This is a genomic window from Pseudomonas sp. B21-009, from assembly GCF_024749345.1.
In the GTDB taxonomy this organism is placed as follows: Bacteria; Pseudomonadota; Gammaproteobacteria; order Pseudomonadales; family Pseudomonadaceae; genus Aquipseudomonas.
Map to the genome: position 1 here is coordinate 2,719,649 of NZ_CP087199.1, position 26,355 is coordinate 2,746,003.

Annotated in this window: 26 protein-coding genes; 13 read left to right on the plus strand and 13 right to left on the minus strand. The window is 64.8% G+C overall.

Annotation, left to right across the window (positions count from 1 at the left end; all coding sequences use genetic code 11):
* Genes LOY34_RS12395 through LOY34_RS12405 form a run of 3 tightly spaced genes read left to right on the plus strand, consistent with a single transcriptional unit; the run spans nt 1 to nt 4,235 of the window.
* A complete protein-coding gene (locus LOY34_RS12395) occupies nt 1-1,608 on the plus strand; it encodes a 5-guanidino-2-oxopentanoate decarboxylase (protein ID WP_195883943.1) in 1,608 nt (535 codons plus the stop codon).
* A gap of 28 nt (nt 1,609-1,636) precedes the next feature.
* Entirely contained in the window at nt 1,637-2,827 is a 1,191-nt protein-coding gene (locus tag LOY34_RS12400; protein ID WP_195883944.1) for a pyridoxal phosphate-dependent aminotransferase, read from the plus strand.
* On the plus strand, nt 2,820-4,235 hold the full coding sequence (locus LOY34_RS12405; protein WP_258664951.1) for an aldehyde dehydrogenase family protein: 1,416 nt from the start codon (nt 2,820-2,822) through the stop codon (nt 4,233-4,235). Before LOY34_RS12400 ends, LOY34_RS12405 begins: the two co-directional genes overlap by 8 nt.
* Before the next feature lie 14 nt (nt 4,236-4,249).
* Here LOY34_RS12405 and LOY34_RS12410 read toward each other — a convergent pair whose 3' ends face one another.
* Nucleotides 4,250-4,690 carry an Rrf2 family transcriptional regulator gene (locus LOY34_RS12410; RefSeq protein ID WP_093383213.1) on the minus strand — a complete coding sequence of 147 codons (441 nt, stop codon included), beginning with the start codon at nt 4,688-4,690 and terminating at the stop codon, nt 4,250-4,252.
* Nucleotides 4,691-4,910: 220 nt separating this feature from the next.
* Between LOY34_RS12410 and LOY34_RS12415 the strand changes: the two genes are divergently transcribed.
* From LOY34_RS12415 to LOY34_RS12450, 8 genes are all read left to right on the plus strand, one after another.
* Nucleotides 4,911-6,512 (plus strand): ABC transporter substrate-binding protein, encoded by a 1,602-nt coding sequence (locus tag LOY34_RS12415; protein ID WP_195883946.1) that lies wholly within the window; start codon nt 4,911-4,913, stop codon nt 6,510-6,512.
* A gap of 54 nt (nt 6,513-6,566) precedes the next feature.
* On the plus strand, nt 6,567-7,526 hold the full coding sequence (locus LOY34_RS12420) for an ABC transporter permease (protein WP_195883947.1): 960 nt from the start codon (nt 6,567-6,569) through the stop codon (nt 7,524-7,526).
* 3 nt (nt 7,527-7,529) lie between these two features.
* Nucleotides 7,530-8,357 carry an ABC transporter permease gene (locus tag LOY34_RS12425; protein WP_195883948.1) on the plus strand — a complete coding sequence of 276 codons (828 nt, stop codon included), beginning with the start codon at nt 7,530-7,532 and terminating at the stop codon, nt 8,355-8,357.
* A 2-nt stretch (nt 8,358-8,359) separates the two neighbouring features.
* Complete coding sequence (locus tag LOY34_RS12430) at nt 8,360-10,006, plus strand: ABC transporter ATP-binding protein (RefSeq protein ID WP_093383201.1); 1,647 nt, start codon at nt 8,360-8,362, stop codon at nt 10,004-10,006.
* 9 nt (nt 10,007-10,015) lie between these two features.
* Entirely contained in the window at nt 10,016-10,717 is a 702-nt protein-coding gene (locus LOY34_RS12435) for an NAD(P)H-dependent oxidoreductase (RefSeq protein ID WP_195883949.1), read from the plus strand.
* A gap of 113 nt (nt 10,718-10,830) precedes the next feature.
* Nucleotides 10,831-11,934 (plus strand): polyamine ABC transporter substrate-binding protein, encoded by a 1,104-nt coding sequence (locus LOY34_RS12440; RefSeq protein ID WP_195883950.1) that lies wholly within the window; start codon nt 10,831-10,833, stop codon nt 11,932-11,934.
* Nucleotides 11,935-11,966: 32 nt separating this feature from the next.
* Nucleotides 11,967-13,385 carry an aminotransferase gene (locus LOY34_RS12445; RefSeq protein ID WP_258664955.1) on the plus strand — a complete coding sequence of 473 codons (1,419 nt, stop codon included), beginning with the start codon at nt 11,967-11,969 and terminating at the stop codon, nt 13,383-13,385.
* 73 nt (nt 13,386-13,458) lie between these two features.
* Nucleotides 13,459-14,280, plus strand: a complete 822-nt coding sequence (locus LOY34_RS12450) for a response regulator transcription factor (RefSeq protein WP_195883952.1) — start codon at nt 13,459-13,461, stop codon at nt 14,278-14,280.
* Between the two features lie 7 nt (nt 14,281-14,287).
* Here LOY34_RS12450 and LOY34_RS12455 read toward each other — a convergent pair whose 3' ends face one another.
* From LOY34_RS12455 to napE, 11 genes are all read right to left on the minus strand, one after another.
* Nucleotides 14,288-15,184 (minus strand): universal stress protein, encoded by an 897-nt coding sequence (locus LOY34_RS12455; protein ID WP_195883953.1) that lies wholly within the window; start codon nt 15,182-15,184, stop codon nt 14,288-14,290.
* Between the two features lie 49 nt (nt 15,185-15,233).
* Nucleotides 15,234-16,370 (minus strand): AI-2E family transporter, encoded by a 1,137-nt coding sequence (locus tag LOY34_RS12460; RefSeq protein ID WP_258664958.1) that lies wholly within the window; start codon nt 16,368-16,370, stop codon nt 15,234-15,236.
* A gap of 30 nt (nt 16,371-16,400) precedes the next feature.
* The gene (locus LOY34_RS12465; RefSeq protein WP_195883955.1) at nt 16,401-16,946 is read right to left on the minus strand and encodes a PqiC family protein; all 546 of its coding nucleotides are present in this window, start codon (nt 16,944-16,946) and stop codon (nt 16,401-16,403) included.
* Nucleotides 16,947-16,962: 16 nt separating this feature from the next.
* Nucleotides 16,963-18,615: an intermembrane transport protein PqiB gene (locus tag LOY34_RS12470; RefSeq protein ID WP_195883956.1), complete on the minus strand. Its 1,653-nt coding sequence runs from the start codon at nt 18,613-18,615 to the stop codon at nt 16,963-16,965.
* Complete coding sequence (locus LOY34_RS12475) at nt 18,608-19,234, minus strand: paraquat-inducible protein A (RefSeq protein ID WP_045198835.1); 627 nt, start codon at nt 19,232-19,234, stop codon at nt 18,608-18,610. The genes LOY34_RS12470 and LOY34_RS12475 overlap by 8 nt, the downstream gene beginning before the upstream one ends.
* Nucleotides 19,231-19,830 carry a paraquat-inducible protein A gene (locus LOY34_RS12480; protein WP_045198836.1) on the minus strand — a complete coding sequence of 200 codons (600 nt, stop codon included), beginning with the start codon at nt 19,828-19,830 and terminating at the stop codon, nt 19,231-19,233. Before LOY34_RS12480 ends, LOY34_RS12475 begins: the two co-directional genes overlap by 4 nt.
* A gap of 192 nt (nt 19,831-20,022) precedes the next feature.
* Complete coding sequence (locus LOY34_RS12485) at nt 20,023-20,619, minus strand: cytochrome c3 family protein (protein ID WP_045198838.1); 597 nt, start codon at nt 20,617-20,619, stop codon at nt 20,023-20,025.
* A 9-nt stretch (nt 20,620-20,628) separates the two neighbouring features.
* Nucleotides 20,629-21,114: a nitrate reductase cytochrome c-type subunit gene (locus LOY34_RS12490; RefSeq protein ID WP_195883957.1), complete on the minus strand. Its 486-nt coding sequence runs from the start codon at nt 21,112-21,114 to the stop codon at nt 20,629-20,631.
* Between the two features lie 11 nt (nt 21,115-21,125).
* Nucleotides 21,126-23,630, minus strand: a complete 2,505-nt coding sequence (gene napA, locus LOY34_RS12495) for a nitrate reductase catalytic subunit NapA (protein WP_195883958.1) — start codon at nt 23,628-23,630, stop codon at nt 21,126-21,128.
* Nucleotides 23,627-23,887, minus strand: a complete 261-nt coding sequence (locus LOY34_RS12500; RefSeq protein ID WP_045198844.1) for a chaperone NapD — start codon at nt 23,885-23,887, stop codon at nt 23,627-23,629. The genes napA and LOY34_RS12500 overlap by 4 nt, the downstream gene beginning before the upstream one ends.
* 22 nt (nt 23,888-23,909) lie before the next feature.
* Nucleotides 23,910-24,080 (minus strand): periplasmic nitrate reductase, NapE protein, encoded by a 171-nt coding sequence (gene napE, locus LOY34_RS12505; protein WP_093383168.1) that lies wholly within the window; start codon nt 24,078-24,080, stop codon nt 23,910-23,912.
* Between the two features lie 150 nt (nt 24,081-24,230).
* On the opposite strand from napE, the gene LOY34_RS12510 reads away from it, so the two are divergent.
* Nucleotides 24,231-24,599, plus strand: a complete 369-nt coding sequence (locus tag LOY34_RS12510) for a DUF3302 domain-containing protein (protein ID WP_045198848.1) — start codon at nt 24,231-24,233, stop codon at nt 24,597-24,599.
* A 2-nt stretch (nt 24,600-24,601) separates the two neighbouring features.
* Nucleotides 24,602-25,561 (plus strand): HlyD family secretion protein, encoded by a 960-nt coding sequence (locus LOY34_RS12515; RefSeq protein ID WP_258664963.1) that lies wholly within the window; start codon nt 24,602-24,604, stop codon nt 25,559-25,561.
* Between the two features lie 28 nt (nt 25,562-25,589).
* On the opposite strand, the gene LOY34_RS12520 is transcribed toward LOY34_RS12515, so the two are convergent.
* On the minus strand, nt 25,590-26,330 hold the full coding sequence (locus LOY34_RS12520) for a Crp/Fnr family transcriptional regulator (protein WP_195883959.1): 741 nt from the start codon (nt 26,328-26,330) through the stop codon (nt 25,590-25,592).
* Nucleotides 26,331-26,355 lie beyond the last annotated feature (25 nt).

Below are 26,355 nucleotides of genomic sequence, written 5' to 3' on the forward strand. Positions count from 1 at the left end.
ATGCACAACAGCCCATTGACCGGTGGCCAGGCCCTGGTGCGCCTGTTGGCCAACTACGGCGTCGATACCGTGTTCGGCATTCCCGGGGTACACACCCTGGAGCTCTACCGCGGCCTGCCCGGTAGCGGTATCCGCCACGTGCTGACCCGCCATGAGCAGGGCGCGGGTTTCATGGCCGACGGTTATGCGCGAGTCAGCGGCAAGCCGGGGGTGTGTTTCGTCATCACCGGCCCCGGGGTTACCAACGCCGCCACCGCCATCGGCCAGGCCTACGCCGATTCGATTCCGATGCTGGTGATTTCCAGCGTCAACCATACCGCGAGCCTGGGCAAAGGCTGGGGCTGCCTGCACGAAACCCAGGACCAGCGCGCCATGACCGCGCCGATCACAGCGTTTTCCGCCGTGGCCCTGAGCGCCGAGGACCTGCCCGAGCTGATCGCCCGTGCTTACGCGGTGTTCGACAGCGAACGCCCGCGCCCGGTGCATATTTCGGTACCGCTGGATGTGCTGGCCGCACCGGTCGCCCGCGACTGGAGCAATGAAGTGGTGCGCCGCCCGGGCCGGGGCGTGCCGGCCAGCAGCGCGCTGGATCAGGCCGCAGGCAAATTGGCCGGCGCCAAACGGCCGATGATCATCGCCGGTGGCGGTGCCCTGGCCGCGGCCCAGGAGCTGCAACAACTGAGCACGCGCCTGGCCGCGCCGCTGTTCACCAGCGTTGCCGGCAAAGGCCTGCTGCCACCCGATGCGCCGCTCAATGCCGGCTCAGCGTTGTGCGTGGAGCCAGGCTGGCAACTGATCGCCGAGGCCGATGTGATCCTTGCGGTCGGCACCGAAATGGCCGACACCGACTTCTGGCGTGAACGGTTGCAACTCAATGGTGAGTTGCTGCGGGTGGATATCGATCCGCGCAAGTTCAACGACTTCTACCCCTGTGCGGTGGCCTTGCAGGGTGATGCCCGGCAGACCGTCGCGGCGTTGCTCGAACGTTTGCCGCCAGCACCGCGCGATTCCGCTGCCGCCAGTGCTGCGGTCGCCAGCCTGCGCCAGGCGGTCAAGGCCAGCCATGGCCCGCTGCAGGCAATCCACCAGGCAATCCTGGACCGGGTTGCCGCAGCGCTTCCGGCCAACGCCTTTATCAGCACCGACATGACCCAGCTGGCCTACACCGGCAATTATGTCTATGCCAGCCGCGCGCCCCGTAGCTGGCTACACCCCACCGGCTACGGCACCCTCGGTTACGGTTTGCCTGCCGGTATCGGCGGCATGTTCGCCACGGATGACCGCCCGGGCCTGGTGCTGGTCGGTGATGGCGGGTTCCTCTACACCGCCCAGGAACTGGCCACTGCGGTCGAAGAACTGGACCGGCCGCTGGTGGTCCTGCTGTGGAACAACGATGCCCTGGGGCAGATTCGCGACGACATGCTCGGCCTGGATATCGAGCCAATCGGCGTGCTGCCGCGCAACCCGGACTTCATCGGCCTGGCCCGGGCCTTTGGCTGCAACGTGGCGCAGCCACACAGCCTGGATGACCTGCAACGGGAACTGCGCAGCGGCTTTGCCCGCAATGGCGTGACCCTGATCGAGCTCAAGCACGCCTGCGCGCGCTGAGCCTACACCGTATTTTTGGGAGACTGCCATGCGTTTTTCCGCTCTGACCCAACGTATCGCCGGTGACGGCGCCGCTGCCTGGGAGATTCACTACCGCGCCCTTGAGCTGCTGGAAAAAGGCCAGGACGTGTTGCTGCTGTCGGTCGGCGACCCGGATTTCGACACCCCGGCGCCGATCGTTGAGGCCGCCATCGACAGCCTGCGCAGCGGCCACACCCATTACTCCGATGTGCGCGGCAAACTGGCCCTGCGCCAGGCCATTGCCCGCCGCCATCAGCAACGCAGCGGCCAGCCGACCGGCGCCGATCAGGTAACCGTGCTGGCCGGCGCTCAGTGCGCGCTGTTCTGCGTGGCCCAGTGCCTGCTCAACCCCGGTGATGAGGTGATCGTCGCCGAGCCCATGTACGTCACCTACGAAGCGGTGTTCGGCGCCTGTGGCGCCACGGTGATCCCGGTGCCGGTGCGCCCGGAGAACGGCTTTCGGGTCCAGGCTGAAGATGTCGCCGCGCGCATCACCCCCAAGACCCGCGCCCTGGCCCTCAACAGCCCGCACAACCCCTCTGGCGCCAGCCTGCCGCGCAGCACCTGGGAGGCGCTGGCCGGGTTGTGCATTGCCCATGACCTGTGGCTGATTTCCGATGAGGTCTACAGCGAGCTGCTCTACGACGGTGAGCACATCAGCCCCGGCAGCCTGCCGGGCATGGCCGAGCGCACCGCAACCTTGAACAGCCTGTCCAAGTCCCATGCCATGACTGGCTGGCGGGTGGGCTGGGTGGTCGGCTCGCAGGCTTTGGCCACGCACCTGGAAAATCTCGCACTGTGCATGCTCTACGGCTCGCCGGACTTCATCCAGGACGCCGCCGTGGTGGCTCTGGAGCAACAACTGCCGGAGCTTGCGGCCATGCGCGAAGCCTACCGCCAGCGCCGCGACCTGGTCTGCGAGTGCCTGGCCGATTGCCCGGGCTTGCGTGCGCTCAAGCCTGATGGCGGCATGTTCGTGATGGTCGATATCCGTGAAACCGGCCTTAGCGCCCAGGCGTTCTCCTATCGCCTGCTCGATCACCATGGCGTCTCGGTACTTGCCGGCGAAGCCTTCGGCCCCAGCGCCGCCGGGCATATCCGCCTGGGCCTGGTGCTCGGCGCCGAACCGCTGCGCGAGGCCTGCCAGCGTATTGCCCGCTGCGCCGCCGAACTGATGGAGGGCAAGACCCATGCGTGACTATTCGCGGCTGTTTATCGATGGCAGCTGGCAACTGCCGTCGGGGCAGGGCCTGGCCGAGGTGATCAACCCGGCCACCGAAGCCGTGGCCGGCAGGGTGCCGCTGGGCGACGAGCACGACGTCAACCGCGCGGTGGCAGCAGCGCGCCATGCCTTTGGCAGTTGGTCGCAAACCCCGTCCAGCGTGCGCGCCGGCTACCTTCGCGCCCTAGCCGAGCAGCTCAAGGCCCGCGCCGATGAGATGGCCGCCGTGATCACCAGCGAGCTGGGCATGCCGGTGCAATGGTGCCGGGCGGTGCAGGTCGACGGGCCGATTGTCGGCCTTGAGCAGTACATCGAACTGGCCGGGCTGATGGATGAGGTGCGCGAGGTCGGCAACTCGCTGGTGGTGCGCGAGGCTGTCGGTGTGTGTGCCTTCATCAACCCCTGGAACTACCCGCTGCACCAGTTGATCGGCAAGCTCGCCCCGGCCCTGGCCGCCGGTTGCACGGTGGTGCTCAAGCCGAGCCAGGAAACCCCGCTGCATGCGTTTTTACTGGCCGAGATGATCGATGCCATCGGCTTGCCGGCCGGGGTCTTCAACCTGGTCAGCGGCCCCGGCGCCAAGGTCGGCGAGGCGCTGGCCCGCCACCCGCAAGTCGACATGGTGTCGTTCACCGGCTCTACCGGCGCCGGTGTGCGCGTGGCCCAGGCGGCGGCGCCGTCGGTCAAGCGCGTGTGCCTGGAACTGGGCGGCAAGTCGCCGTTGTTGATCACCGCCGACGCCGACCTGGAAGCCGCGGTGCGCTATGGCGTGCAGGATGTAATGATCAACTCCGGGCAGACCTGCACGGCGCTGGCGCGCATGCTGTTGCCGGCCAGCCGTTATGAAGAGGCCCTGGCAATCGCCGTGGATGAAACCCGCAGCCTGGTCATGGGCGACCCGCAAGACCCCGGCAGCTTCCTCGGCCCGATGTCTTCGGCAGCGCAGCGGCGCACCGTGCTGGACTACATCCGCATCGGCCAGGAAGAGGGCGCACGGCTGTTGTGTGGCGGCGACACGGCGCCAGGTTTCGAGCGTGGCTTCTACGTGGCGCCAACGCTGTTCGCTGACGTCGACAACCGCATGCGTATCGCCCAGGAAGAGATCTTCGGCCCGGTGCTGTGCCTGATCCCCTATGCCGATGAGGCGCAAGCGCTGGCCATCGCCAATGACTCGCCCTTTGGTTTGTCCAGCGCAGTGTGGGCGGCCGACCGCGAGCGGGCCCTGCACCTGGGCCGGCAACTGCGCGCCGGGCAGTGCTTTATCAATGGCGCGGCGTTCAACTACCAGGCGCCGTTCGGCGGCTACAAGACCTCGGGCAATGGCCGCGAATGGGGCGAGGAGGGCCTGGCCGAGTTCGTCGAGACCAAGGCCATTCAGCTCTGAAGTGTCGGGCAGGCTCAGGCCTGCCCGATGTTGTCCTGCGGCTTGTCGAAGGCGACGAACAACTGGTCGGCGGTGATGGCCCCCAGGTCCAGACGCATGTTGGCTTCGAGCATGGCGAACAGGCGGGTGAACACCTCGAACACTTTGCAATGATCTTCCATGCCGGAAAACGGGTTGTCGATTTTCTCGGCGATCAGCGAGCTCTCCTGCACCGCGTCATAGACCTCGCGCAGGGTGATCTCGCTGGCCGGGCGGGCCAGGGTCAGGCCGCCATGGGCGCCACGCCAGGACTTGAGGATATTGGCCTTGACCATCAGCGAGACCAGGCTGCGCACCCGCGTGGGGTGGGTCTTGACCCACTTGGCGATGGTCTCGGTGCGCAGCTTTTGCGGCGCATTGGCGGCCACGAACGAGAGGATGTACGAGGCGGTGATCAGGCGGGTCGACTGGCTCATCTGGCGAAGTCCCTTGTCTGTGGGAGCGGGCTTGCCCCGCGAATCGATGTGACTGAAAAAAACCTATCGCGGGGCAAGCCCGCTCCTACAGAGGAAGGGGATTGGCAGCGACGTGTTTTTGAGTTTAATGTATTTGTTACGATGACAATTACAAATATTTGCATCGATGCGTGCGAGGTTGGCTGAATCCTTTTCTCTGCAGTTCTACAGGGGCAATGCCATGAGCGATAACAACAACAAGATTACTCAAGCGATGCACGACAGCGGCCTGCCGCGTCGGGATTTTCTCAAGTACAGCGCCGCTGCGGCGGCCGTGGCCGGGGTGCTTTCCCTGGGTTTGCCGCTGCACGGCCGGGCCGAGGAGGCCACCCCGAAAGCCGGTGGCGTACTGCGCATGGGCCTGGCCGGTGGCAGCACCACCGACTCCCGCGACCCGGGCTCATGGAGCGACACCTTCACCTTTGTCGGTTTCTCTGCGGTCTACAACACCTTGAGCGAAATCAGCGTCGACGGCACGGCGATTCCCGAGCTTGCCGAGCGCTGGGAGTCCAGCCCCGACGCGCGTGTCTGGACCTTCACCCTGCGCCAGGGCGTGACCTTCCATAACGGCAAGACCCTCGATGCCGGCGACGTGGTCGCCTCGATCCAGCACCACCTGGGCGACAAGTCCACCTCGGCGGCCAAGACCGTGCTCGGCGATGTCGCCAAGGTCAGCGCCCAGGGCACCGACACCGTGGTGTTCGAGCTGCACTCGGGCAATGCCGACTTCGCCTACGTGGTGGCTGACTATCATCTGGTGATCATGCCGGCCAAGGACGGCGCCGCCGACTGGCAGGCCGGGGTCGGCACCGGTGGCTATCGCCTCAAGGGCTTCGAGCCCGGCGTACGCATGGACCTTGAACGCAGCCCGGATTACTGGAAAGCCGGCCGCGCGCATTTCGCCAGCGCCGAACTGCTGGCCATCGCCGATGGCGCGGCGCGGGTCAACGCCCTGGTCACAGGGCAAGTCGATGTGATCAACAAGGTCGACCTGAAGACCATCGCTCTGCTCAAGCGTAATCCCAACCTGGTCATCGAAGAGACCAAGGGCGCCCAGCATTACACCTTCCCGATGCTCACCGACAGCCAGCAGTTCCAGGACAACAACATCCGCCTGGCGCTCAAGCATGCGATCAACCGTGAAACCCTGCTGGCCTCGGTGCTCTACGGCTACGGCCAGATCGGCAACGACCACCCGATCCAGCCCGGCAGCCGCTTCATCAATAGCGCCCTGGAGCAGCGCGGCTATGACCCGGACAAGGCGCGGTTCTATCTGCGCCAGGCCGGGGTCGATTCGCTCAAGGTGCGCCTGCAGGCCTCCGACGCCGCCTACACCGGCGCGGTCGACGCCTCGGTGCTGTTCAAGGAACAGGCGCGCCAGGCTGGCATCGACATCGACGTGGTGCGCGAACCTGCCGACGGCTTTTTCTCCAATGTGTGGATGAAGCAGCCGTTCACCACCTCGTTCTGGTACAGCAGCCTGACCGCCGACCGCATGTTCAGCATCGGCTACGCCAAGGGCGCGGCCTGGAACGAGACGCACTGGGACAACGCCCGCTTCAACCAGTTGCTCAACGCCGCCCGCGGCGAGATGAACGCGCCGCTGCGCCAGGAGATGTACAACGAAATGCAGGCCCTGTGCCGCGACGAGGGCGGGGCGATCGTGCCGCTGTTCGCAAACTCCGTGGCCGCGCGCTCCAAACGGGTGGCCCACGGTGGGCTGACCGCGCCTTACGGCGAGCTAGACGGCCTGCGGCTGATCGAGCGCTGGTGGCAGGCGTAAGCCCGACACGTTGCTTGCACCTTCTTTCGTTGAGCCTGTTCGAGGAGCTGTACGGTGAATAGTCTTTGCAAACTGCTGCTCCAGCGCCTGGCCCTGGGCCTGCTGGCGCTGTTGGCGGTGTCGGTGATCATCTTCCTGGCCGTTGGCATGCTCCCGGGCGACGTCGCCCAGGCCATGCTCGGCCAGGCGGCAACCCCCGAGACCGTCGCTGCCTTTCGCGCCCAACTGGGCCTGGACCTGCCGCCGCTGACCCGCTTCGGCCACTGGGCCTGGCAACTGCTGCACGGTGACCTTGGCCTGTCGCTGGCCAACCAGCGGCCGATTGCCGAGCTGATCGGCACGCGCCTGGGCAACACCTTTACCCTGGCCTTGCTGGCGGCGCTGGTGTCGGTGCCGGTGGCTTTGCTGCTGGGCATGCTCGCGGCGCTGTACCGCAACAGCTGGTTCGACCGGCTGCTCAACACCAGCGCCCTGAGTGCGGTGTCGTTCCCGGAGTTTTTCGTCGCCTACATCCTGATCCTGGTGTTCGCGGTCAAGCTCAACTGGTTGCCGAGCATCTCCAACCTGGCCCCGGGTGCGTCCTTCGCCGAGGTGCTGGAGCGTTCGCTGCTGCCGGTGCTGACCCTGAGCCTGGTGGTGATCGCACAGATGATGCGCATGACCCGCGCGGCCTTGATCAACCTGCTGGCCAGCCCGTATATCGAGATGGCCCGGCTCAAGGGCATCAGCCAGGCGCGGATCGTCTTCCACCACGCCTTGCCCAATGCCCTGGCACCGATCATCAACGTGGTGGCGCTGAACCTGGCCTACCTGGTGGTTGGCGTGGTGGTGGTCGAGGTGGTGTTCGTCTACCCGGGGCTCGGCCAGTTGCTGGTCGATTCGGTGTCCAAGCGCGACATCCCGGTGGTGCAGGCCTGCAGCCTGATCTTCGCCGCCACCTACATTCTGCTCAATACCACGGCCGACGTGCTGTCGATTGCCAGCAACCCACGCCTGATGCATCCGAAGGGGTAAGCCATGAGCCTGATCAAAGCGTTGTTGCGGGCGCCGTTGAGCGCCCAGTTCGGCCTGTTGGTGATTGTTGCCTACATTCTGGTGGCGATGTTCGCGCCGGTGCTGGCGCCGTTTGGCGAGACCGAAGTGGTTGGCGAGGGCTTCGCACCCTGGGGCGGGCAGTTCCTGCTGGGCACCGATAACCTTGGCCGCGACATGTTCAGCCGCCTGGTGTATGGCGCGCGCAACACCCTGGGGATCGCCTTCCTGACCACCTTGCTGGCCTTTGCCGTCGGCGGTTTCTGCGGCCTGGTGGCGGCGATCAGGGGCGGCTGGATCGACCAGGGCCTGTCGCGCCTGGTGGATATCCTCATGGCCATCCCGCAGCTGATCTTCGCCTTGCTGATCCTCAGCGTGGTTGGCACCAATGCCACCTCGCTGGTGCTGGTGATCGCGCTGCTCGATGCTACCCGGGTGTTTCGCCTGTCGCGGGCGGTGGCGATGACCGTGGTGGTCCAGGACTTCGTCGAGGCCGCCCGGCTTCGTGGCGAGGGGCTGTGGTGGCTGGTCAGCCGCGAGGTGCTGCCCAATGCCGCTGCGCCGCTGATTGCCGAGTTCGGCCTGCGCTTTTGCTTTGTGTTTTTGTTCATCAGTGCGCTGTCGTTCCTGGGCCTGGGCATCCAGCCGCCAACCGCCGACTGGGGCAGCATGGTCCGCGACAACGCCGTGCTGATTACTTTCGGCGATATCAGCCCGTTGCTGCCGGCCCTGGCGGTGGCGCTGATCACCGTCAGCGTCAACTTTGTCGTGGACTGGGTGCTGCATCAATCCAGTGGCCTGAAGGAGTGCTGAGCATGAGCGTACATTCAACTGACAAGCCGCTGCTGGACATCCGCGACCTGCGCATCGAAGGCCATTACCAGGACACCTGGCACCCACTGATCAAGGGCATCGACCTAAGCCTGCAACGCGGCGAAGTACTGGGTCTGATTGGTGAATCGGGGGCGGGCAAGTCGACCCTGGGGCTGGCCGCCATGGGCTATGTGCGCGACGGTTGCCGCATCACCGGTGGCTCGGTGCGCTTCGACGGCCGGGAGCTGGTCGGCGCCAAGCCCGAAGCCCTGCGCAAGTTGCGCGGCCTGCGTATCGCCTATGTTGCGCAAAGCGCGGCGGCCTCGTTCAACCCGGCACACCGGCTGATCGACCAGCATGTCGAGACCGCGGTGAAGAACGGCGGTATCGACCGTGCCAAGGCGCAAGCCGAAGCGGTCGAGCTGTACCGCGTGCTGCGCCTGCCCAACCCTGAACAGATCGGCCAGCGTTACCCCCACCAGGTCTCCGGCGGCCAGTTGCAACGGGTCATGACCGCCATGGCCATGGCCTGCCACCCGGACTTGATCATCTTCGACGAACCGACCACGGCGCTGGACGTCACCACCCAGATCGAAGTGCTGGCGGCGATTCGTGAGGCGCTGAAAACCTACGACAGCGCCGCCCTGTACATCAGCCACGACCTGGCGGTGGTGGCGCAGATGGCCGACCGCATCATGGTCCTGCGCCACGGCAAGCTGGTGGAAGAGGCCGACACCCGGACCATGCTCGACACCCCTCAGCAGGATTACACCAAGTCGCTGTGGGCGGTACGCAGCTTTCGTACCGAACCCAAGCCGTACCCGGCGCAGGCGACGCCGCTGCTGGAGGTGCGCAAGGCCAGTGCCAGTTACGGCCACCAGCCGGTGCTGCATGAGGTCTCGCTCACGCTCCATCGCGGCCAGACCCTGGCGGTGATCGGTGAGTCGGGCAGCGGCAAGAGCTCAACCGCGCGGCTGATCACCGGCCTGTTGCCGCCGACTTCAGGCCAGGTGTTGTATGACGGTGAAGCGCTGCCGGCCGATTATCGCCAGCGCAGCAAGGAGCAACTGCGCCGGGTGCAGATGATCTACCAGATCCCCGACACCGCCCTCAACCCGCGCCAGCGCATCGTCGACATCATCGGCCGGCCGCTGAGCTTCTACCTCGGCCTCAAAGGCCAGGCCCTGCGCCAGCGGGTCGCCGAACTGCTGGAGATGATCGAGCTCGACCCGGCGCGCTACATGGACCGCCAGCCCCGCGAGCTGTCCGGCGGGCAGAAGCAGCGCATCTGCATCGCTCGGGCGCTGGCGGCCGAGCCGCAGCTGATCATCTGCGACGAAGTTACCTCGGCCCTCGATCAACTGGTGGCCGAAGGCGTTCTGAAGCTGCTCACCCGCATCCAGCAGCAACTGGGCGTGGCTTATCTGTTCATCACCCACGACGTCGCCACCGTGCGCGCCATCGCCGACGAGGTGCTGGTGATGCAGCGCGGGCAGGTGGTCGATCACGGCAGCCGCGAGGCGATCTTTACCCCACCGCACCGCGACTACACCGGCTTGTTGTTCTCCAGCGAGCCGGAAATGGACCCGGACTGGCTCGACCGCCTGCTGGCCAAGCGGGCGCTGATTTCCCCTGTGCAAACCGTTTAAGGACCCCTCATGAATGTACTGATCGTTCACGCTCACCCCGAGCCGCAATCCTTCACTGCCGCCCTGCGCGACCAGGCCGTTGCAACCTTCACCGCCCAGGGTCACCAGGTGCAGGTCAGCGACCTGTATGCGATGAACTGGAACCCGGTGGCCAGCGCCGCTGACTTCGTCAGCCGCGAGAACCCCGATTACCTGGTGTATGCCCTGGAGCAGCGCCTGGGAGTCAAAAGTCAGTCGATTGCCGCCGACATCCAGCAGGAGCTCGACAAGCTGCTGTGGGCGGACCTTGTGGTGCTGAACTTCCCGATCTTCTGGTTCTCGGCACCGGCCATGCTTAAGGGCTGGATCGACCGCGTGCTGGTGTCCGGGGTGTGCTACGGCGGCAAGCGCTTTTATGACCAGGGCGGGCTGGCGGGCAAGAAGGCGCTGGTCACCGTGACCCTCGGCGGGCGCGAGCACATGTTCGGCGAAGGGGCGATTCACGGGCCGCTGGAGGACATGCTGCGACCGATCCTGCGCGGCACCCTGGCCTACGTCGGCTTCGAGGTGCTGGAGCCGTTCGTGGCCTGGCACGTGCCGTATATCAGCGACGAGGCGCGCAAGGACTTTTTGCGCAGCTATCAGCAGCGCCTGGAGCATCTGTCCGATGACCAGCCGCTGGTGTTTCCGCGCCTGGCGCAGTTTGACGAGGCGTTGTATCCGCGGGCTTGACCCGCGATAAAAACGACACCTACCCATTCGGGGTATGGTCGCCATTACCGGCTCCCGCGATAGTAACTCCGTCGGCTCACACCGAGCAGATCTGGTGACACGACGGAGTGGCTATGCGAAAGACACTGAAGGTGATTTCCAGTCTGTTGCTCGCGCCCCTGGCAGCGGCGGCCCTTGCCGCCGACGACGGGGCGGGCAACACACTCAGGCTGTACAACTGGACGGACTACATCGGCGAAACGACCCTCGCCGACTTTGAACACGCCACCGGCATCAAGGTGATCTACGACACCTTCGACGGCTACGAAACGGTGCAGACCAAACTGCTGACCGGGCGCTCGGGCTACGACCTGGTGGTGCTCAACGCCTCCCTGGTGCCGCCGCTGATCAAGGCCCGGGTGTTCCAGCCGCTGGACAAAAAACAGCTGCCCAGCTGGAACAACCTCGACCCGCAGGTGCTCAGCACCCTGCAAGGCTACGACCCGGGCCTTGCGTATTCGGCGCCCTACACCTGGGGCAGCTCGGGGGTGACCTACAACGTCGACAAGATCAAGGCACGCATGCCCGATGCGCCCATCGGCTCGCTGGCCATGCTGTTCGACCCGAAGATCGTCTCGCGCTTCGCCGACTGCGGCGTGACCTTGATGGATGCACCCAGCGAAGTCATCCCGCTGGCCCTCAAGTACCTGGGGCGCGACCCCAACAGCGCCAGCGCCGATGACCTCAAGGCGGCCCAGCAGTTGCTGCTCGGCGTGCGGCCGTTCATCAACAAATTCGACTCGGTCAACTACCTGACCAGCCTGCCCAACGGTGATACCTGCCTGGCATTGACCTGGTCCGGCGATTACGCCACCGCCCAGGCGCGGGCCGAGGAGGCGAAGAACAACATCAAGCTGTCGTTCTTCATCCCGCAGGAAGGCTCGCTGATCTGGTTCGACAACCTTTACCTGCCCAGCGACGCGCCGCACCCGGCCAACGCCCACCGTTTCATCGAATTCCTCCTGCAGCCGCAGAACATCGCCAAGGTCAGCAACTACATCCACTACGCCAACAGCAACGCCGCTGCCACGCCCTTGGTGCAGGCCGAGATTCGCGACGACCCGGCGATCTACCCGGACGCCGCCACCCGCCAGCGCCTGTTCGCGCAGAAAACCCAGAGCGGCAAGGACATGCGCGCCATCACCCGGGTCTGGAGCACGGTCAAGACCGGTAGCTGACATTTCAATTTCCCTTCGCCAAGGACACTGCCATGGCCACGCCAAACCAAGCCTTGCCAACAAATGCTGCCAACGATGCCCTGGTGGCCGCCGACAAAGCCCACTACATGCACGGATACCACGTGTTCGACGAGCATGCCGAGCAAGGCGCGCTGAACATTGTCGAAGGCGAGGGCGCCTACATCTACGACACCGAGGGCAACCGCTTTCTCGACGCTGTCGGCGGCATGTGGTGCACCAACATCGGCCTGGGCCGCGAAGAAATGGCCCTGGCCATCGCCGACCAGGTGCGTCAGCTGGCCTATTCCAACCCGTTTTCGGACATGGCCAACAACGTCGCCATCGAGCTTTGCGCAAAACTGGCCAGCCTGGCCCCGGGCGATCTCGACCACGTGTTCCTCACCACCGGTGGTTCGACCGCGGTCGATACCGCCTACCGGCTGATCCAGTACTACCAGAACTGCCGTGGCAAGCCGCACAAAAAGCACGTGATCGCCCGCTACAACGCCTACCACGGCTCGACCTGCCTGACCATGTCGATCGGCAACAAGGCCGCCGACCGCGTGCCCGAGTTCGACTATGCCAACGAGCTGATCCACCACGTCTCCAACCCCAACCCCTACCGGGCGCCGGATGACATGGACGAAGCAGAGTTTCTCGACTTTCTGGTGGCCGAGTTCGAAGACAAGATCCTCTCGCTCGGCGCCGACAACGTCGCGGCGTTCTTTGCCGAGCCGATCATGGGCTCGGGCGGGGTGATTATCCCGCCCAAGGACTACTTCCTGCGCATGTGGCAGGTGTGCCAGACCTACGACATCCTCTTCGTGGCCGACGAGGTGGTGACCTCATTTGGCCGCCTGGGCAAATTCTTCGCCAGCGAGGCGCTGTTCGGCGTGCAGCCGGACATCATCACCACCGCCAAGGGCCTGACTTCGGCGTACCTGCCGCTGGGCGCGTGCATCTTCTCGGCGCGCATCTGGAAGGTCATTGCCGAGCCGGGCAAGGGCCGCTGCTTCACCCATGGCTTTACCTACAGCGGCCATCCGGTGTGCTGCACGGCGGCGCTGAAGAACATCGAGATCATCGAGCGTGAGCAGCTTCTGGCCCATGTCGATGAGGTCGGCGGCTACCTGGAGCAGCGCCTGCAGAGCCTGGCCGGGCTGCCGCTGGTCGGCGAGGTGCGCTGCATGAAGCTGATGGCCTGCGTCGAGTTCGTCGCCGACAAGCGCAGCAAGGCGCTGTTTGCCGATGAGGTGAACATCGGCGAGCGCATCCACCGCCGGGCCCAGGCCAAAGGCTTGCTGGTGCGGCCGATCATGCACCTGAACGTGATGTCGCCGCCGCTGATCATCACCCGCGCGCAGGTCGACGAGATCGTCGAAACCCTGCGCCAGTGCATCATCGAAACCGCTGAAGAACTGCGCCGCGAAGGGTTGTACGCGGGTGCATGACAAGCCCTTGCGGGAGCCGGCCTTGCCGGCGATGGGCTGCATCGCAGCCCCCCGGCGGGTTAGACTGCCGGGCATGACCCGAGCCACTGCCGACACCCCGATCTGCCTGTCGTTCTCAGCCCTGCAGCAATGGCATGCGGCGCTGCAGCATGCCATTGCCCGCAGCGGCGAGGCCGACGCCCTGGCAAGCCTCGCCGCCGCCCTGAGCCAACTGGTGGCGGTCGAGTCGATGATGATCAGCCTCGAGCGCCAAGGCCAGCCACCGCAACTGTTGTACCAGCAGGGCATCCCCGAGCGTCACCGCGACGCCATCCTCAACCGTTACTTCAGTGCCGGCTACCTGCTCGACCCGTTCTGCCTGGCGGTAGAAAAAGGCCTGGCCCAGGGTTTTTACCACCTGCAGGACATCGCCCCGGACCACTTCTTCGACAGCGACTACTACAAGACCTACTACCTGGGCACCGGCTGCAGCGAAGACAGCTACTACATCGTCGACATCGACCCGCACAGCAAGATCTCCCTGAGCCTGTTCCAGGGCTGTGGCGGCAGCAGCCTGAGCGTCGAGCAACTGCACGTGTTGCAGGCGGTCGAGCCGATGGTCCGCGAACTGATCCGCCGCTTTGCCCAGCATGGCCTTGAGCCCGGCAGTGAAGCGGCCAGCCAGGGCAGTGTCCAGGCCGCCTTCGACAGCTTCGGCTGCAACGTGCTAACCGAGCGCGAACGGCAAGTGGCGCAGATGATCCTGCGCGGCCACTCGGTGAAGTCCACCGCCGGCGAAATGGGCATATCGCCAGAAACCGTGCGCATGCACCGCAAGAACCTCTACCTGAAGCTTGAGATCAACTCCCAGTCCGAACTGTTTGCGCGTTTTATCGACTGGCTGCGCCTAGGCTGAGGCTGTCTCACGCCGCGGCCCTGATCGCCAACACATTGCACAAGCGCTGTTCAAGCACATGCTCGGTGGTGCTGCCGGTCAGGCGTTCGAGCAGTTTGCGCGGGTGGTTGCCCATCACCAGCACGTCGGCGCGGCTGTGGGCGATGAACTCGGCGATGCTGCGGGTGATCGGCGCCGACAAAAAGTGCTGGCGCTCAACCGTTACGCCATGGCGCGCGGCCATTTGCTCGAAAGCCTTGTGGATCGACTTGCGCACGTCACTGCCAAAGCCCGGCATGGTCACGGTGCCGGCGCCGAAGTCGGCCATGTGGGTGTGGGCGCTGTCGCATACGTGCAACAGGTGCAGCTCGGCGTTGCACTGGCGGGCCAGGTCGGCGGCGGCGTTGATCACGCTTTCGTTAAGATCGTCGTGGGGGTGTTCGGGGTGGGTCGGGTCGACCGCGGCAATCACGATGCGCGGCAGCGGGCAGTGCACCTCGCTGACCAGGTGCACCGGGCACGGGCATTCGCGCAGCAGTTGCCAGTCCAGCGGCGCGACCACCAGGCGCTTGAGCAGCGGCTCGTGCTGTACGTCCTTGATCAGCAGGTCGGGGGTGATTTCGGCCACTTGCGCCAGGGCCGCTTGCAGCACGTCGCGGGCGAGAATCACCTCGGTACTGACGCGAATACCGTTTTCGTGCAGCAAGGTCGCTTCATCGGCCAGCCACTGGCGGTTGTTCTGCATCAGCGTATCGAGGCGGTGTTCGTCACCGCTCATGAGCCCGAGGGTATCGATTTCGTCGACAAAGGCGCAGATATGCAAGGTGGCGCCGGTGGCGTGGGCCAGGGCAGCGGCGCGCTCCAGCGCCGGGGTGTGGCGCAGGTCGGAACCTACCATCAGGAACAGGCGTTGGTACTGGCTCATGGGGGTACCTCCGGTAGCGTTGTGTTGCCAGCCCCCCGGTGCTTGAAGTCTAGTCCATGGTGCTGCGCGAAGCGCCCGGCTGCTCCAGTGCAGGCTCTTCGGCCGGGCTGTCGGCAGCCAGCGGCTGCGCCACCCAGCTCATGAACAGCTCGTAACCCACGGCCAGCACCACCGGGCCGATGAACAGGCCGATGATGCCGTTGGTCAACATGCCGCCGAGCGCGCCGATCAGCACTACCGGCATCGGCACGGCAACCCCGCGGCCCAGCAGCAGTGGCTTGAGGACGTTGTCGCACAGCCCGGCGAGCAGGGTCCAGATGGCGAAGATCACCGTGCTGGCACTGACTCCGTCATGGGCAAACACGTAGATCACCACCGGCAAGGTCACCAGCAGCACCGGTAGCTGGGTGATGCCCAGCAGCAACACCAGTAGCGCCAGCACCCCGGCCGCGGGCACGCCCATGACCACCAGGCCGATGCCCACCAGCAGCATCTGCACGAAGGCGATGCCAACCACGCCCTGGGCCACGGCGCGAATGGTCGCGGTGCACAGCGCGGCCAGTTGCTCGCCGCGCTGTGGCCCGGAAATGCGCATGGCAATGGCCTCGGCGGTGCGCTGACCATTGTCGCCCTTGGCCATGATCACCCCGGCGACCACCAGGGCAACCACGAACACCAGGATGCCCGAGCCGATCCCGGCCAGTTGCGTCAGCAAGGTCTTGCTCACGCCCTTGAGGTGCGGGGCCACCTGCGACAACGCCCAGCTCAGGTCGCTGCTGGCATGGGCCCAGATACCGTACAGCGGTGCACCGATCAGCGGCCAGTCACGCACGTTGTCCGGCGGCGGCGGGATTTCGATGCGCTGGTCCTCGAAGCCGTGGATGCCTTGCTGCACGGTGTCGGCCACCGAGGTGCCGAGCAGGCTCAACGGCCCGATCAGGCAGGCCAGGCCGATAATCACCAGCACCACCGCGGCCCAGCCAGGGCGGCCACCCAGCCAGCTGCCCAGGCGCTGGTTGAGCGGGTAGAGGGTGATCGCCAGGATCACCGCCCAGAGCATCAGGCTCAAGAATGGCCGGAAGATCTCGAAGCAGAACATCACCAGCACCGCGATCAGGCCAGCGCGGATCAGCACATCCAGCAGTTCGCGGGTGGTGCCCAGGTGCAGGGGGCGGTTGTTGGCCATCGGCGTCTCCTTGGGCGGGCAATCGGCGCTTTAGCGCAGTGCCGGGCAGCGATTGGCGCCGCCGCTGGCCGCCTGGCTGACCAGTTCGGTGAAGCGCTTGAGGTTCTGCTGGTGGGCCAGCACCAGCGCGTCGATGCTGGCGCCTGCCTGCGTCTGGATCACGCTGCGACAGTTGAGCGCCGCGCCGCCGTTGGCGGCCCGCAGACGCCAGCGGGCATCGAACAGGGCGTATTGCCCAGGCACCGAGTCAAAGCGCTGGACTTCCACGCGCAGGCCCAGGCGTGGCTGGGCGCTGCTGCTGGCGAACTGGTTGACCAGGGCGTTGCGCAGCTCGTCGGCGAGGCTTGCGCCCCACCATTCGGTCTCAAGGATCGCCAGGCTGCTGTTGCCCTGACGAATCACCACCTGCGGGCGATCGACCTGTGGCGGCACGCTGACCTGTTCCAGTAGCACATCGGCACTGCTGGCCGCGGCCGGCTGTTGCGGGATCAGCGTGTGGTAGTGGATCGGGTCGCTGCGGCAAGCGGCCAGCAGCAAGGCCAGGCTCAACACGGCAATCTTGAAGGCATGCGCCATGGGTGTGCTCCTGCGGTCAGTTGCGCGACGAAGGTTTCAAAGCGTCAGCGGGTGCGTCCTTGGGCCGGCCACGCAACAGCGACTCGGGGTTGCGCCCCAGGTAGTCGGCCAGCTCCCGCAGCGAGCGCGACATGCGCCCCAGCTCGTCGAGGGTCTGGGTCAGTTGCTCGCGTTGCGGCGAATCCTCGGCCAGGGTCGAGTTGGCCGACTGCAGGGTCTTGCTGACCTCCTGCAAGGTGCCCTGGACGCCCGGCAAGGTACGGCTGTTGAACTGCTGCAGGCCCTTGCGCAGTTCCACCAGGTTGGCGTCGAGGTTGTTGGCGATGCGCTCGATCGGCAGGCGGTTGAGCTTCTCGACCATGGCCTGGAACTGCTCCTGCAGTTGCTCCAGGCTACCCGGTACGGTGGGGATGGTAATCGGTCGGGCGCTCGGGTCGAACACCACTTTCGGCGCCTTGGGGTCGAAATCCAGGGCGATGTACAACTGCCCGGTGAGCAGGTTGCCGCTGCGCGCCTGGGCACGCAGGCCGTTGTCGACGAAGGTGCCGAGCAACTGCGCGGCGGCTTTTTCGTCGTCGGGGTCGTGGTTCAGCGCCTTGAGCAGCTTGGTGTGGGCGCGGCCCAGGCGTTGCGGGTAGATGACGATGCCGACATTGACCGGAAAGGTGCGCTTGTCGACGTCGAAATCGAGGTTGACCGACACCACCGAGCCGATCTCGACGCCGAGGAACTCCACCGGCGCTCCGACCTTGAGGCCGCGCAGCGCCTGGTCGAAACGCAGGCTCAGGTACTGCGCCTTGCCATGCGGCGGCGACAGGGCCCGGGCGCGGTCGTCGAACAGCTCGAACTGGCGGTCTTCGGCGGCCACCTGGTCATCGGGGCTGTAGTCGGGGGCGCGAAAGGCAATGCCGCCGACAATCACCGACGACAGCGATTCGGTACGAAAGGCAAAGCCGTTGGCGCCGACCTCGACATCGACGCCGCTGGCGTTCCAGAAGCGCGTGTTGTCGGTGACGAAGGCATCGTTGGGCGAGTTGATGAACACCTCGATACTCACCCCTTTGCCGTTCTCGTCGAGGTTATAGGCGACCACCTGGCCGACCGGGATCTTGCGGTAGTAGACCGGCGAACCGACCCCCAGCGAGCCGAGGTCGCTGGCGTGCAGGAAAAAGCGCTTGCCGGGCTCGCCGTAGGTGATCGGCGGCGGCGATTCGAGGCCGACGAAGGCTTTGGCGCGGGTGTGAGATTCGCCGGAATCGGCGCCGATGAAGTCGCCGGACAGCAGGGTGTCGATGCCCGACACGCCGCCGGCGCCGATGCGCGCGCGCACTACCCAGAACTTGGAGTCCTCGCGGGTAAAATTGTCGGCCTGCTTGACCAGCTTGACCGTGGCGGTGACGCTCTTCTGGTCCTTGCTCAACTCCACTGCGGTGACCTGGCCGATCACCACGTTGCGGTACTTGACCGCGGTCTTGTTGGCCTCCAGGCCCTGGCCGGTCTTGAAAGTGATCTCGATGGTCGGGCCTTGCTGCATGACGTTATGGACCACCAGCGACAAGCCCACCAGCACCGCCACCAGCGGCACGATCCACACCAGCGAGATGCTGAAGCGCCGGGTCTTGACCCCGGGCTGGCCGGGTTGGGGGCTGTCTTGGCGGGTATCAGTCATCGGCCTGCTCCTTGTCGTGCTGCCAGATCAGTCTAGGGTCGAAGCTCATTGCCGCAAGCATGGTCAGTACCACCACCATGCCGAAGAACAGAATGCCCGGGCGCGGTTCGATGTCGCCCAGGGCCTGGAACTTGACCAGCGCCGCCACCAGGGCGACCACCAGCACATCGAGCATCGACCAGTAGCCGATCAGTTCGACGAAGCGGTACAGGCGCGCCCGTTGCGTCTGCGCCCAGGTGCTGCGCCGCTGCACGGTGATCAGCAGCAGGGCCAGGGCAACGAACTTGGTCGCCGGCACAGCGATGCTGGCGATGAAGATGATCAGGGCGATGTCCCAGGCGCCATGCTCCCAGAACTCCATGACGCCGCTCATGATGGTGCTGTCGGCGCCGCTGCCGAACAGCGTGGTGTTCATCACCGGCAGCAGGTTGGCGGGGATATAGAGCACCAGCGAGGCGACCAGGTAGGCCCAGGTGCGGGTCAGCGAATCGGGCTTGTGCGCATGCAGCGGCGCGCCGCAGCGTTCGCATTCGTGCGGCTGATGAGTGTTGTCGCAGGCCATGCCGCAGGCATGGCAGAGCACCAGGTTGAGCTCGGCGGCGCGCGGTGGGCGGCTCATGGCAGCAGGTCCCAGAGCTCGCGGATGTCGCGCCCGGCGATGCGCAGAATCAACAGGCTCAGGGCCGCCAGTGCCAGCAGGCCGATGCCCGGCAGCACATCGAGCATGCCGGCCAGCTTGAACACCGCGACCATGGCGCCGAGCAGGCAGACTTCGAGCATGCTCCACGGGCGCAGGGTTTCCAGCCAGCGCATGCACAGGCTGAAGCCCGGGGCGCGGCCGCCGGCCAGGGCAAAGCCGAGCACCCAGATCAACAGCAGCAACTGGAACACCGGGGCGATGATGATCGAAATCGCCGCCACCAGGGCGATAAAGGTGATCGGCCCATTGGCCAGGGCCCGCACCGAGTCCCACAGGGTGGCGCTGTTGTGCAGGCCTTTGAGGCTGATGCTCATGATCGGGTAGAAATTGGCGAACACCCAGAGGATTAGCGCGGTGACGCTCAGGGCCAGGCGTTGCTGCACGCTCAGGCCGTTATAGCGTTGCAGCACGGCGCCGCAGCACTGACACAGGGCCTTCTGATGTTTGCCGAGGCTGACTTTCTGGTACACGCAGTCGCAATGTTCGCAGATGATCAACTGATGGGTATCCAGCATGGCGCGCGCTCTGGCTGCGGGCGGGGACTAGCTCAATATAGTCGGCGCTGGCGCGGGGCTTCGGATTTTTTACCCACTGCGGGAGTTGGCTGCACCGGCCTCATCGCGGGTCAAGCCCGCTCCTACACACCGGACCTGTGGGAGCGGCGGTGCGACGACTCGACTTGACCCGCGATGAGGCCGGTGCAGCGGCTACCAACCCGGCACCCCGCGCATGTCCGGCAGTTTGTGGGCGATGCCCTTGTGGCAATCGATACAGGTCGCCTGCCCGCTGGCCAGCGAGGTCGAGTGCATGGCTGCGGCACGCTTGCTCTGGCGGGTGAAATCCATGAACTCGAAGTTGTGGCAGTTGCGACATTCGCGCGAGTCGTTGGCCTTGAGCCGCGCCCATTCGTGCTCGGCCAGTTCACGGCGGTGCGCGAGGAATTTGTCGCGGGTGTCGATGGTGCCGAAAATCTTGCCCCAGACTTCCTTGGACGCCTGCATCTTGCGCGCGATCTTGTGTGTCCATTCATGCGGTACATGGCAATCCGGGCAACTGGCGCGTACCCCGGAGCGGTTGCTGTAGTGAATGGTCTCCTTGAGTTCGACAAAGACGTTGTCGCGCATCTCATGGCAGGAGGTGCAGAACTTCTCGGTGTTGGTCACCTCCAGGGCGGTGTTGAAGCCGCCCCAGAAGATGATCCCGGCGACGAACCCGCCGAGGGTCAGAAAGCCCAGGCTGTAGTAGACACTGGGCCGCCAGAGAATGCCCCAGTATTGCTTGAGTAGCCCGAACAGTGCTCGCATGGCGCCTCCTCAGGGTTTTTGCGCGGCGTTGGCGTCGTCTTGCAGCAGCTTGTCGATGGTTTCGAAGCTGTTGCCCACCAGTGGCTGCACCTCTTTTTGCGGCACATGACACTGGGTGCAGAAGTAGCGCCGTGGCGATACCGCCGCCAACGCCTGGCCATCGCGGTCCATGTAGTGGGTGATGCTGATCATGGTCGCCTGGCTGCGCGCACTGTTGGCGCGGCTGTGGCAGGACAGGCACTTGTTGCCGTTGAGGTCGACCTGATAGCCGCGAATCGTGTGGGGGATGGTCGGCGGCTGGTCGGGGTAATTGCGTTCGCGCTTGAGGTCCTTGTTCTCGTCGTTGGCCAGCGGCGGCGCCGGCAAACTCTGGGTCAGGGTGCCGCCCGGGCGCCGGCCATCGGGGCCGGGGGCATCGAGGGAGTAATCGACTTCGGCGGCGACCACCAGGCCGATGACCGCGAACAGCAGCAAAGGCAGGCTGCGAATGGGCATGACGGTTCTCCTCAGGCCGCGCTGATCAGCTCGATGCGTATGGCGCATTTCTTGTAATCGGTTTGCTTGGAGATCGGGTCGGTGGCGTCCAGGGTGACTTTGTTGATCAGCTTGTTGGCATCGAAAAACGGCACGAACACCAGGCCGCGCGGTGGCTTGTTGCGCCCGCGGGTTTCGATGCGCGCGCGAATCTCGCCGCGCCGGCTGATCAGTTTCACTTCGCTGCCGCGCCGTGCATTCAGGGCCTTGGCATCGTCAGGGTGCATGTACACCAGGGCATCGGGCACTGCTTTGTACAACTCTTCAACGCGCTGGGTCATGCTCCCGGTGTGCCAATGCTCCAGCACCCGGCCGGTACTCAGCCAGAACGGGTAGTCGGCATCCGGTGCTTCGGCCGGCGGCTCGTAGGGCAAGGCGAAGATGATCGCCTTTTTGTCCGGGTAACCGTAAAACTGTACTTCACTGCCTTTCTCCACGTACGGGTCGAGGCCTTCGCGGTAGCGCCAGCGGGTTTCCTGGCCGTCGACCACCGGCCAGCGCAGGCCGCGCTCGCTGTGGTAGCGATCAAACGCTGCCAGGTCGTGACCATGGCCCCGTCCGAACTGTGCGTACTCTTCGAACAAGCCCTTTTGCGGGTAGAAGCCAAAGGCCTTGGCTTCATCGTTGTGGTAACCGGCTTGCAGCTGCTCGACCGGGAACTGGTCGACCTGACCATTTTTGTACAGCACTTCGAACAGGGTCTTGCCTTTGTACTCGGGGGCCTTGGCCAGCAACTCGGCAGGCCAGACCTCGTCGGTGGTGAAGCGCTTGGAAAACTCCATCAGTTGCCACAGGTCTGAACGTGCTTCGCCCGGGGCGGTCACCAACTGATGCCAGAACTGGGTGCGGCGCTCGGCATTGCCATAGGCGCCTTCCTTTTCTACCCACATGGCGCTGGGCAGGATCAGGTCGGCAGCCTGGGCCGACACCGTGGGGTAAACGTCCGAGACAATCACGAAATTGTCCGGCTTGCGCCAGCCCGGCAGCACTTCCTGCATGATATTGGGCCCGGCGTGCATGTTATTGCTGGCCTGGGTCCAGTAGACGTTGAGCACCCCGTCCTTGAGCATGCGGCTCTGTTGCACGGCATGAAAGCCGACTTTCTCCTGGATAGTGCCGGCGGGCAGCTTCCAGATTTTTTCGGCGCTGGCGCGGTGCTTGGGGTTGGTCACCACCAGGTCGGCCGGCAAGCGGTGCGAGAAGGTCCCGACTTCGCGGGCGGTGCCACAGGCCGAGGGCTGGCCGGTGAGCGAGAAGGGGCTGTTGCCCGGCTCGCTGATCTTGCCGGTGAGCAGGTGGATGTTGTAGATCAGGTTGTTGGCCCACACCCCGCGGGTGTGCTGGTTGAAGCCCATGGTCCAGAACGACACCACCTTGCGCTTGGGGTCGGCATACAGCTCGGCCAGCGCCTTGAGGCGCTCTTGCGGCACGCCCGATTCGGTGGCTGCGCGCTCAAGGGTGTAGGGCCGCACAAAGGCGGCGAACTGCTCGAAATCGATGTCGCTCCAGGTGTTGGCCTTGTCGGCGTTCCTGGCCTTGGCTTCGCGTGGATCGTCGGCACGCAGGCCGTAGCCGATGTCATCGGCGCCGAGGGCGAAGCGTGTGTGCTTGCTGATGAAATCCTTGTTCACCGCGCCGCTTTCGATGATGTGGTTGGCGATGTAGTTGAGGATCAGCAGGTCGGTTTGCGGCTTGAACACCATGGGAATGTCGGCCAGGTCGAAGCTGCGGTGTTCGAAGGTCGACAGCACCGCAACCTTGACCTGCGGCTGGCTCAGGCGCCGGTCGGTGACCCGGCTCCAGAGGATCGGGTGCATTTCGGCCATGTTCGAGCCCCACAGCACAAAGGCATCGGTGGCCTCGATGTCGTCGTAGCAGCCCATGGGTTCATCCATGCCGAAGGTGCGCATGAAGCCCATCACCGCCGAAGCCATGCAGTGGCGGGCATTGGGGTCGATGTTGTTGCTGCGAAAGCCGGCCTTCATCAGTTTGTTGGCGGCGTAGCCTTCCCACACCGTCCATTGCCCGGAGCCAAACATGCCGATCGATTCCGGGCCTTTGTCGTGCAGCGCTTGCTTGTACTTTTCGGCCATGATGTCGAAGGCTTTTTCCCAACTGATCGGCTGGAATTCGCCCTGCTTGTGGTACTGGCCGTTGCGCATGCGCAGCAGCGGTTGGGTCAGGCGGTCATTGCCGTACATGATTTTCGACAGAAAATAGCCTTTGACGCAGTTCAGGCCGCGATTGACCTCGGCCTTGACGTCGCCGTGGGTGGCCACCACGCGGTTGTCGCGCGTCGCCACCATGACGCTGCAACCGGTGCCGCAAAAGCGGCAGGGCGCCTTGTTCCAGTTCAGGGTCACCAGGTCGGCTTCGGTCACCAGGTTGCTGGCGCTGGTGAAGATCGGCAGGCCCGCCGCGGCGGCGGCAATGGCGGCGGCCTGGGCCTTGGCAAATTCACGGCGGGTCATGCTCATGGTGAGTCTCCTTCTGGGGCGAGGAGTTCGTGGTAAATCAGCGCGGCATTGAGCACCCCGGGCAGGTTGTTGATCTGCTCGATGCGCTGCAGGATCTGCTGTTCATGGTGGGCTTCGAGCACCACCACCAGCTTGCCGGCGGGGCTGTGCTGATGCAGTTCGAGGTTGTCGAGCAGCAGCAGGTTGGCCTTCACCGCCTCGAACAGTTCGGGGCGGGCATGTACCACCAGGCTGGCAATGTGCAGAACGTCGTCCATGGGCGGGCTCCGGCAGTCTCGGCTAGCCGTTGGGAGGGCCGGGAGGGCCATACAGCAACTGGAAAAACCAGACGAGAAAACCGTAGCCGCCAACGATGGCGACCGACATCAAGGGGAACAGGCAGACGATCAGAAACAGGAACAGCAGCGTTTCTCTTCTGCGGGCGATTTTCTGTTCTTCAGCCAATGACATGGAGCGGCCTCCTGTCGAGCATGAACTGAGCCTAGATCAGCGTGCTCTGCCCACGCCGGCTGGCGCGACCAACGGTCAACACGGCCTTGAAAACACTACAGGTGAACTACACTGCTGGCACGGACCCCCTGGCTGCGGTGGAAAGCGAATATGCTTGATTACTTCGCGTTGGGTATTTTGATTTTTGTCGGCCTGGTGCTGTTCTACGGGATCATCGTCTTGCACGACATTCCCTATGAAATCGCCGTACACCGCAACCACCCGCACCAGGATGCGATCCACGCCACCGGCTGGGTCAGCTTGTTCACCCTGCACGCGCTGTGGCCGTTCCTGTGGATCTGGGCAATGCTCTACCGCGAAGATCGCGGTTGGGGCTTTCGCGATGGCAAGTCGCCGCAAAACCACGTGGTGCGCCTTGAACAACAGGTCGCCGAGCTGCAGCAACGCATCGCCCGCCTCGAAGGCGTAGCGCCCGCCGAGCCTGCGCCCGGCCACGACGATGGCAACGGAGGGCACTGAGCATGGACTTGCTGCTGATCCTCACTTACGCGGCCATTTGCGTGGCGATCTTCAAGCTGTTTCGCATCCCCCTGAACAAGTGGACAGTGCCCACGGCGGTGCTGGGGGGGATCGTGATGATCGGCGCGCTGATCTTCACCATGAACTACAACCATCCGTATTCGGAAGTGGCGCGTTCCTACTTCGTCTCGGTGCCGGTGATCCCGGCGGTTACCGGCCAGGTGATCGAGGTGCCGGTCAAAGGCAACCAGCCGCTGGAGAAGGGCGATGTGCTGTTTCGTATCGATCCGGCGCCGTTCGAGTACCGGGTGCGCTCGCTCAAGGCGCAGATCGTTGCGGCGCGGGGCGATCTGTACCGCATCAACGAACTGATCAAGCGCAACTTCGGTACCCGCCGCGAGCAGGAAGCGGCCATCGCCCAGGTCGATGACCTGCAGGCGCAACTGGACAACGCCCAGTTCGAACTCGACAGCACCGTGGTGCGGGCGCCGAGCAAGGGTTATGTCACCCATGTGTCGCTGCGCACCGGGATGCGCGCGAGCGCCTTGCCGCTGCGCCCATCGATGGTGTTCATTCCCCAGGAAGGCCAGTACTTTGCTGCCTGGATGCGCCAGAACAGCCTGCTGCGCCTGGTGCCTGGGGATGAGGCGGAAGTGGCCTTCGACGGCATTCCGGGCAAGGTCTTTCATGGCAAGGTCAAGAACGTCATCGCGGTGATCGCCGAGGGCCAGGTGCAGCCGTCCGGCACCCTGATCGGCTACACCGGTTTACCGCCACCCGGGCGGGTGCCGGTCATCATTGAAATCGACGACCCGGCGTACGCCCAGTACAGCGCGCAGATGCCCGGTGGTGCCTATGGCCAGGCGGCGCTGTACAGCAAGCACTTTCCGCACATCGCCACCATGCGCAAGATCCTCCTGCGCATGGCGGCGTGGATGAACTACATCTTCCCGTTCCACTAGTGGAGTACAAATGTACTCCATGCCTGATTCACGCCTGCGGCCGGGTCGGTAGATACGGCAGCAGGCGCTCGGTTTCCTTTCTGACCACCGCATAGCACTCGCAGCTCAACTGCTCCAGGCGCGCCCGATCAAGGACCTTGATATGCCCGCGGCTGTACTCGATCACGCCCAGGCGCTGCAGCTTGCCGGCGGCATCGGTGACGCCTTCGCGGCGTACCCCGAGCATGTTGGCGATCAGCTCCTGGGTCATGGTCAGCTGGTTGCCTTTGAGCCGATCCAGCGACAACAGCAGCCAGCGGCACAGTTGCTGGTCAATCGAGTGATGACGATTGCACACCGCGGTCTGCGCCATCTGCGTGATCAGCGCCTGGGTGTAGCGCAGCATCAGCACCAGCAGCTCGCCGTGGCGGTTGAATTCGTCTTTCAGGCGCTGGCCGGGCAGGCGGTAGGCGTGGCCGGCGCTCTGCACGATGGCGCGGCTCGGGGTGCTTTCGCCGCCCATGAATACGGCAACGCCGATCAGGCCTTCGTTACCGACCACGGAGATCTCCGCCGAGGCGCCGTTTTCCATGACATACAGCAGCGAGACGATGGCATTGGTCGGGAAGTACACGTGGCGCAAGGCATCGCCAGACTCATAAAGCACCTTGCCCAGCGGCAGGGCGACCAGTTCCAGGTGTGGCAGCAGGCGCTCCAGCGCGGTTGTCGGCAGGGCCGCCAGCAGGTGATTGTCCTGTGGCCTGACCTGTGGCTTGGGTGATGCGGGCATACGGAGCCACCGATGGCAGACGAGA

Excerpts from the sequence above, each read along its gene's own strand:
- LOY34_RS12435 (WP_195883949.1), top strand. The coding sequence starts at position 10,016 with ATGAATGTACTGATCGTTCACGCTCACCCCGAGCCGCAATCCTTCACT.
- napA (WP_195883958.1), bottom strand. The coding sequence starts at position 23,630 with ATGAGCATGACCCGCCGTGAATTTGCCAAGGCCCAGGCCGCCGCCATT.
- LOY34_RS12520 (WP_195883959.1), bottom strand. The coding sequence starts at position 26,330 with ATGCCCGCATCACCCAAGCCACAGGTCAGGCCACAGGACAATCACCTG.
- LOY34_RS12490 (WP_195883957.1), bottom strand. The coding sequence starts at position 21,114 with ATGCCCATTCGCAGCCTGCCTTTGCTGCTGTTCGCGGTCATCGGCCTG.
- LOY34_RS12475 (WP_045198835.1), bottom strand. The coding sequence starts at position 19,234 with ATGAGCCGCCCACCGCGCGCCGCCGAGCTCAACCTGGTGCTCTGCCAT.
- LOY34_RS12485 (WP_045198838.1), bottom strand. The coding sequence starts at position 20,619 with ATGCGAGCACTGTTCGGGCTACTCAAGCAATACTGGGGCATTCTCTGG.
- LOY34_RS12410 (WP_093383213.1), bottom strand. The coding sequence starts at position 4,690 with ATGAGCCAGTCGACCCGCCTGATCACCGCCTCGTACATCCTCTCGTTC.
- LOY34_RS12460 (WP_258664958.1), bottom strand. The coding sequence starts at position 16,370 with ATGGCCAACAACCGCCCCCTGCACCTGGGCACCACCCGCGAACTGCTG.
- LOY34_RS12440 (WP_195883950.1), top strand. The coding sequence starts at position 10,831 with ATGCGAAAGACACTGAAGGTGATTTCCAGTCTGTTGCTCGCGCCCCTG.
- LOY34_RS12415 (WP_195883946.1), top strand. The coding sequence starts at position 4,911 with ATGAGCGATAACAACAACAAGATTACTCAAGCGATGCACGACAGCGGC.
- LOY34_RS12470 (WP_195883956.1), bottom strand. The coding sequence starts at position 18,615 with ATGACTGATACCCGCCAAGACAGCCCCCAACCCGGCCAGCCCGGGGTC.
- LOY34_RS12395 (WP_195883943.1), top strand. The coding sequence starts at position 1 with ATGCACAACAGCCCATTGACCGGTGGCCAGGCCCTGGTGCGCCTGTTG.
- LOY34_RS12450 (WP_195883952.1), top strand. The coding sequence starts at position 13,459 with ATGACCCGAGCCACTGCCGACACCCCGATCTGCCTGTCGTTCTCAGCC.
- LOY34_RS12430 (WP_093383201.1), top strand. The coding sequence starts at position 8,360 with ATGAGCGTACATTCAACTGACAAGCCGCTGCTGGACATCCGCGACCTG.
- LOY34_RS12405 (WP_258664951.1), top strand. The coding sequence starts at position 2,820 with ATGCGTGACTATTCGCGGCTGTTTATCGATGGCAGCTGGCAACTGCCG.
- LOY34_RS12480 (WP_045198836.1), bottom strand. The coding sequence starts at position 19,830 with ATGCTGGATACCCATCAGTTGATCATCTGCGAACATTGCGACTGCGTG.
- LOY34_RS12510 (WP_045198848.1), top strand. The coding sequence starts at position 24,231 with ATGCTTGATTACTTCGCGTTGGGTATTTTGATTTTTGTCGGCCTGGTG.
- napE (WP_093383168.1), bottom strand. The coding sequence starts at position 24,080 with ATGTCATTGGCTGAAGAACAGAAAATCGCCCGCAGAAGAGAAACGCTG.
- LOY34_RS12400 (WP_195883944.1), top strand. The coding sequence starts at position 1,637 with ATGCGTTTTTCCGCTCTGACCCAACGTATCGCCGGTGACGGCGCCGCT.
- LOY34_RS12465 (WP_195883955.1), bottom strand. The coding sequence starts at position 16,946 with ATGGCGCATGCCTTCAAGATTGCCGTGTTGAGCCTGGCCTTGCTGCTG.
- LOY34_RS12425 (WP_195883948.1), top strand. The coding sequence starts at position 7,530 with ATGAGCCTGATCAAAGCGTTGTTGCGGGCGCCGTTGAGCGCCCAGTTC.
- LOY34_RS12445 (WP_258664955.1), top strand. The coding sequence starts at position 11,967 with ATGGCCACGCCAAACCAAGCCTTGCCAACAAATGCTGCCAACGATGCC.
- LOY34_RS12515 (WP_258664963.1), top strand. The coding sequence starts at position 24,602 with ATGGACTTGCTGCTGATCCTCACTTACGCGGCCATTTGCGTGGCGATC.
- LOY34_RS12455 (WP_195883953.1), bottom strand. The coding sequence starts at position 15,184 with ATGAGCCAGTACCAACGCCTGTTCCTGATGGTAGGTTCCGACCTGCGC.
- LOY34_RS12500 (WP_045198844.1), bottom strand. The coding sequence starts at position 23,887 with ATGGACGACGTTCTGCACATTGCCAGCCTGGTGGTACATGCCCGCCCC.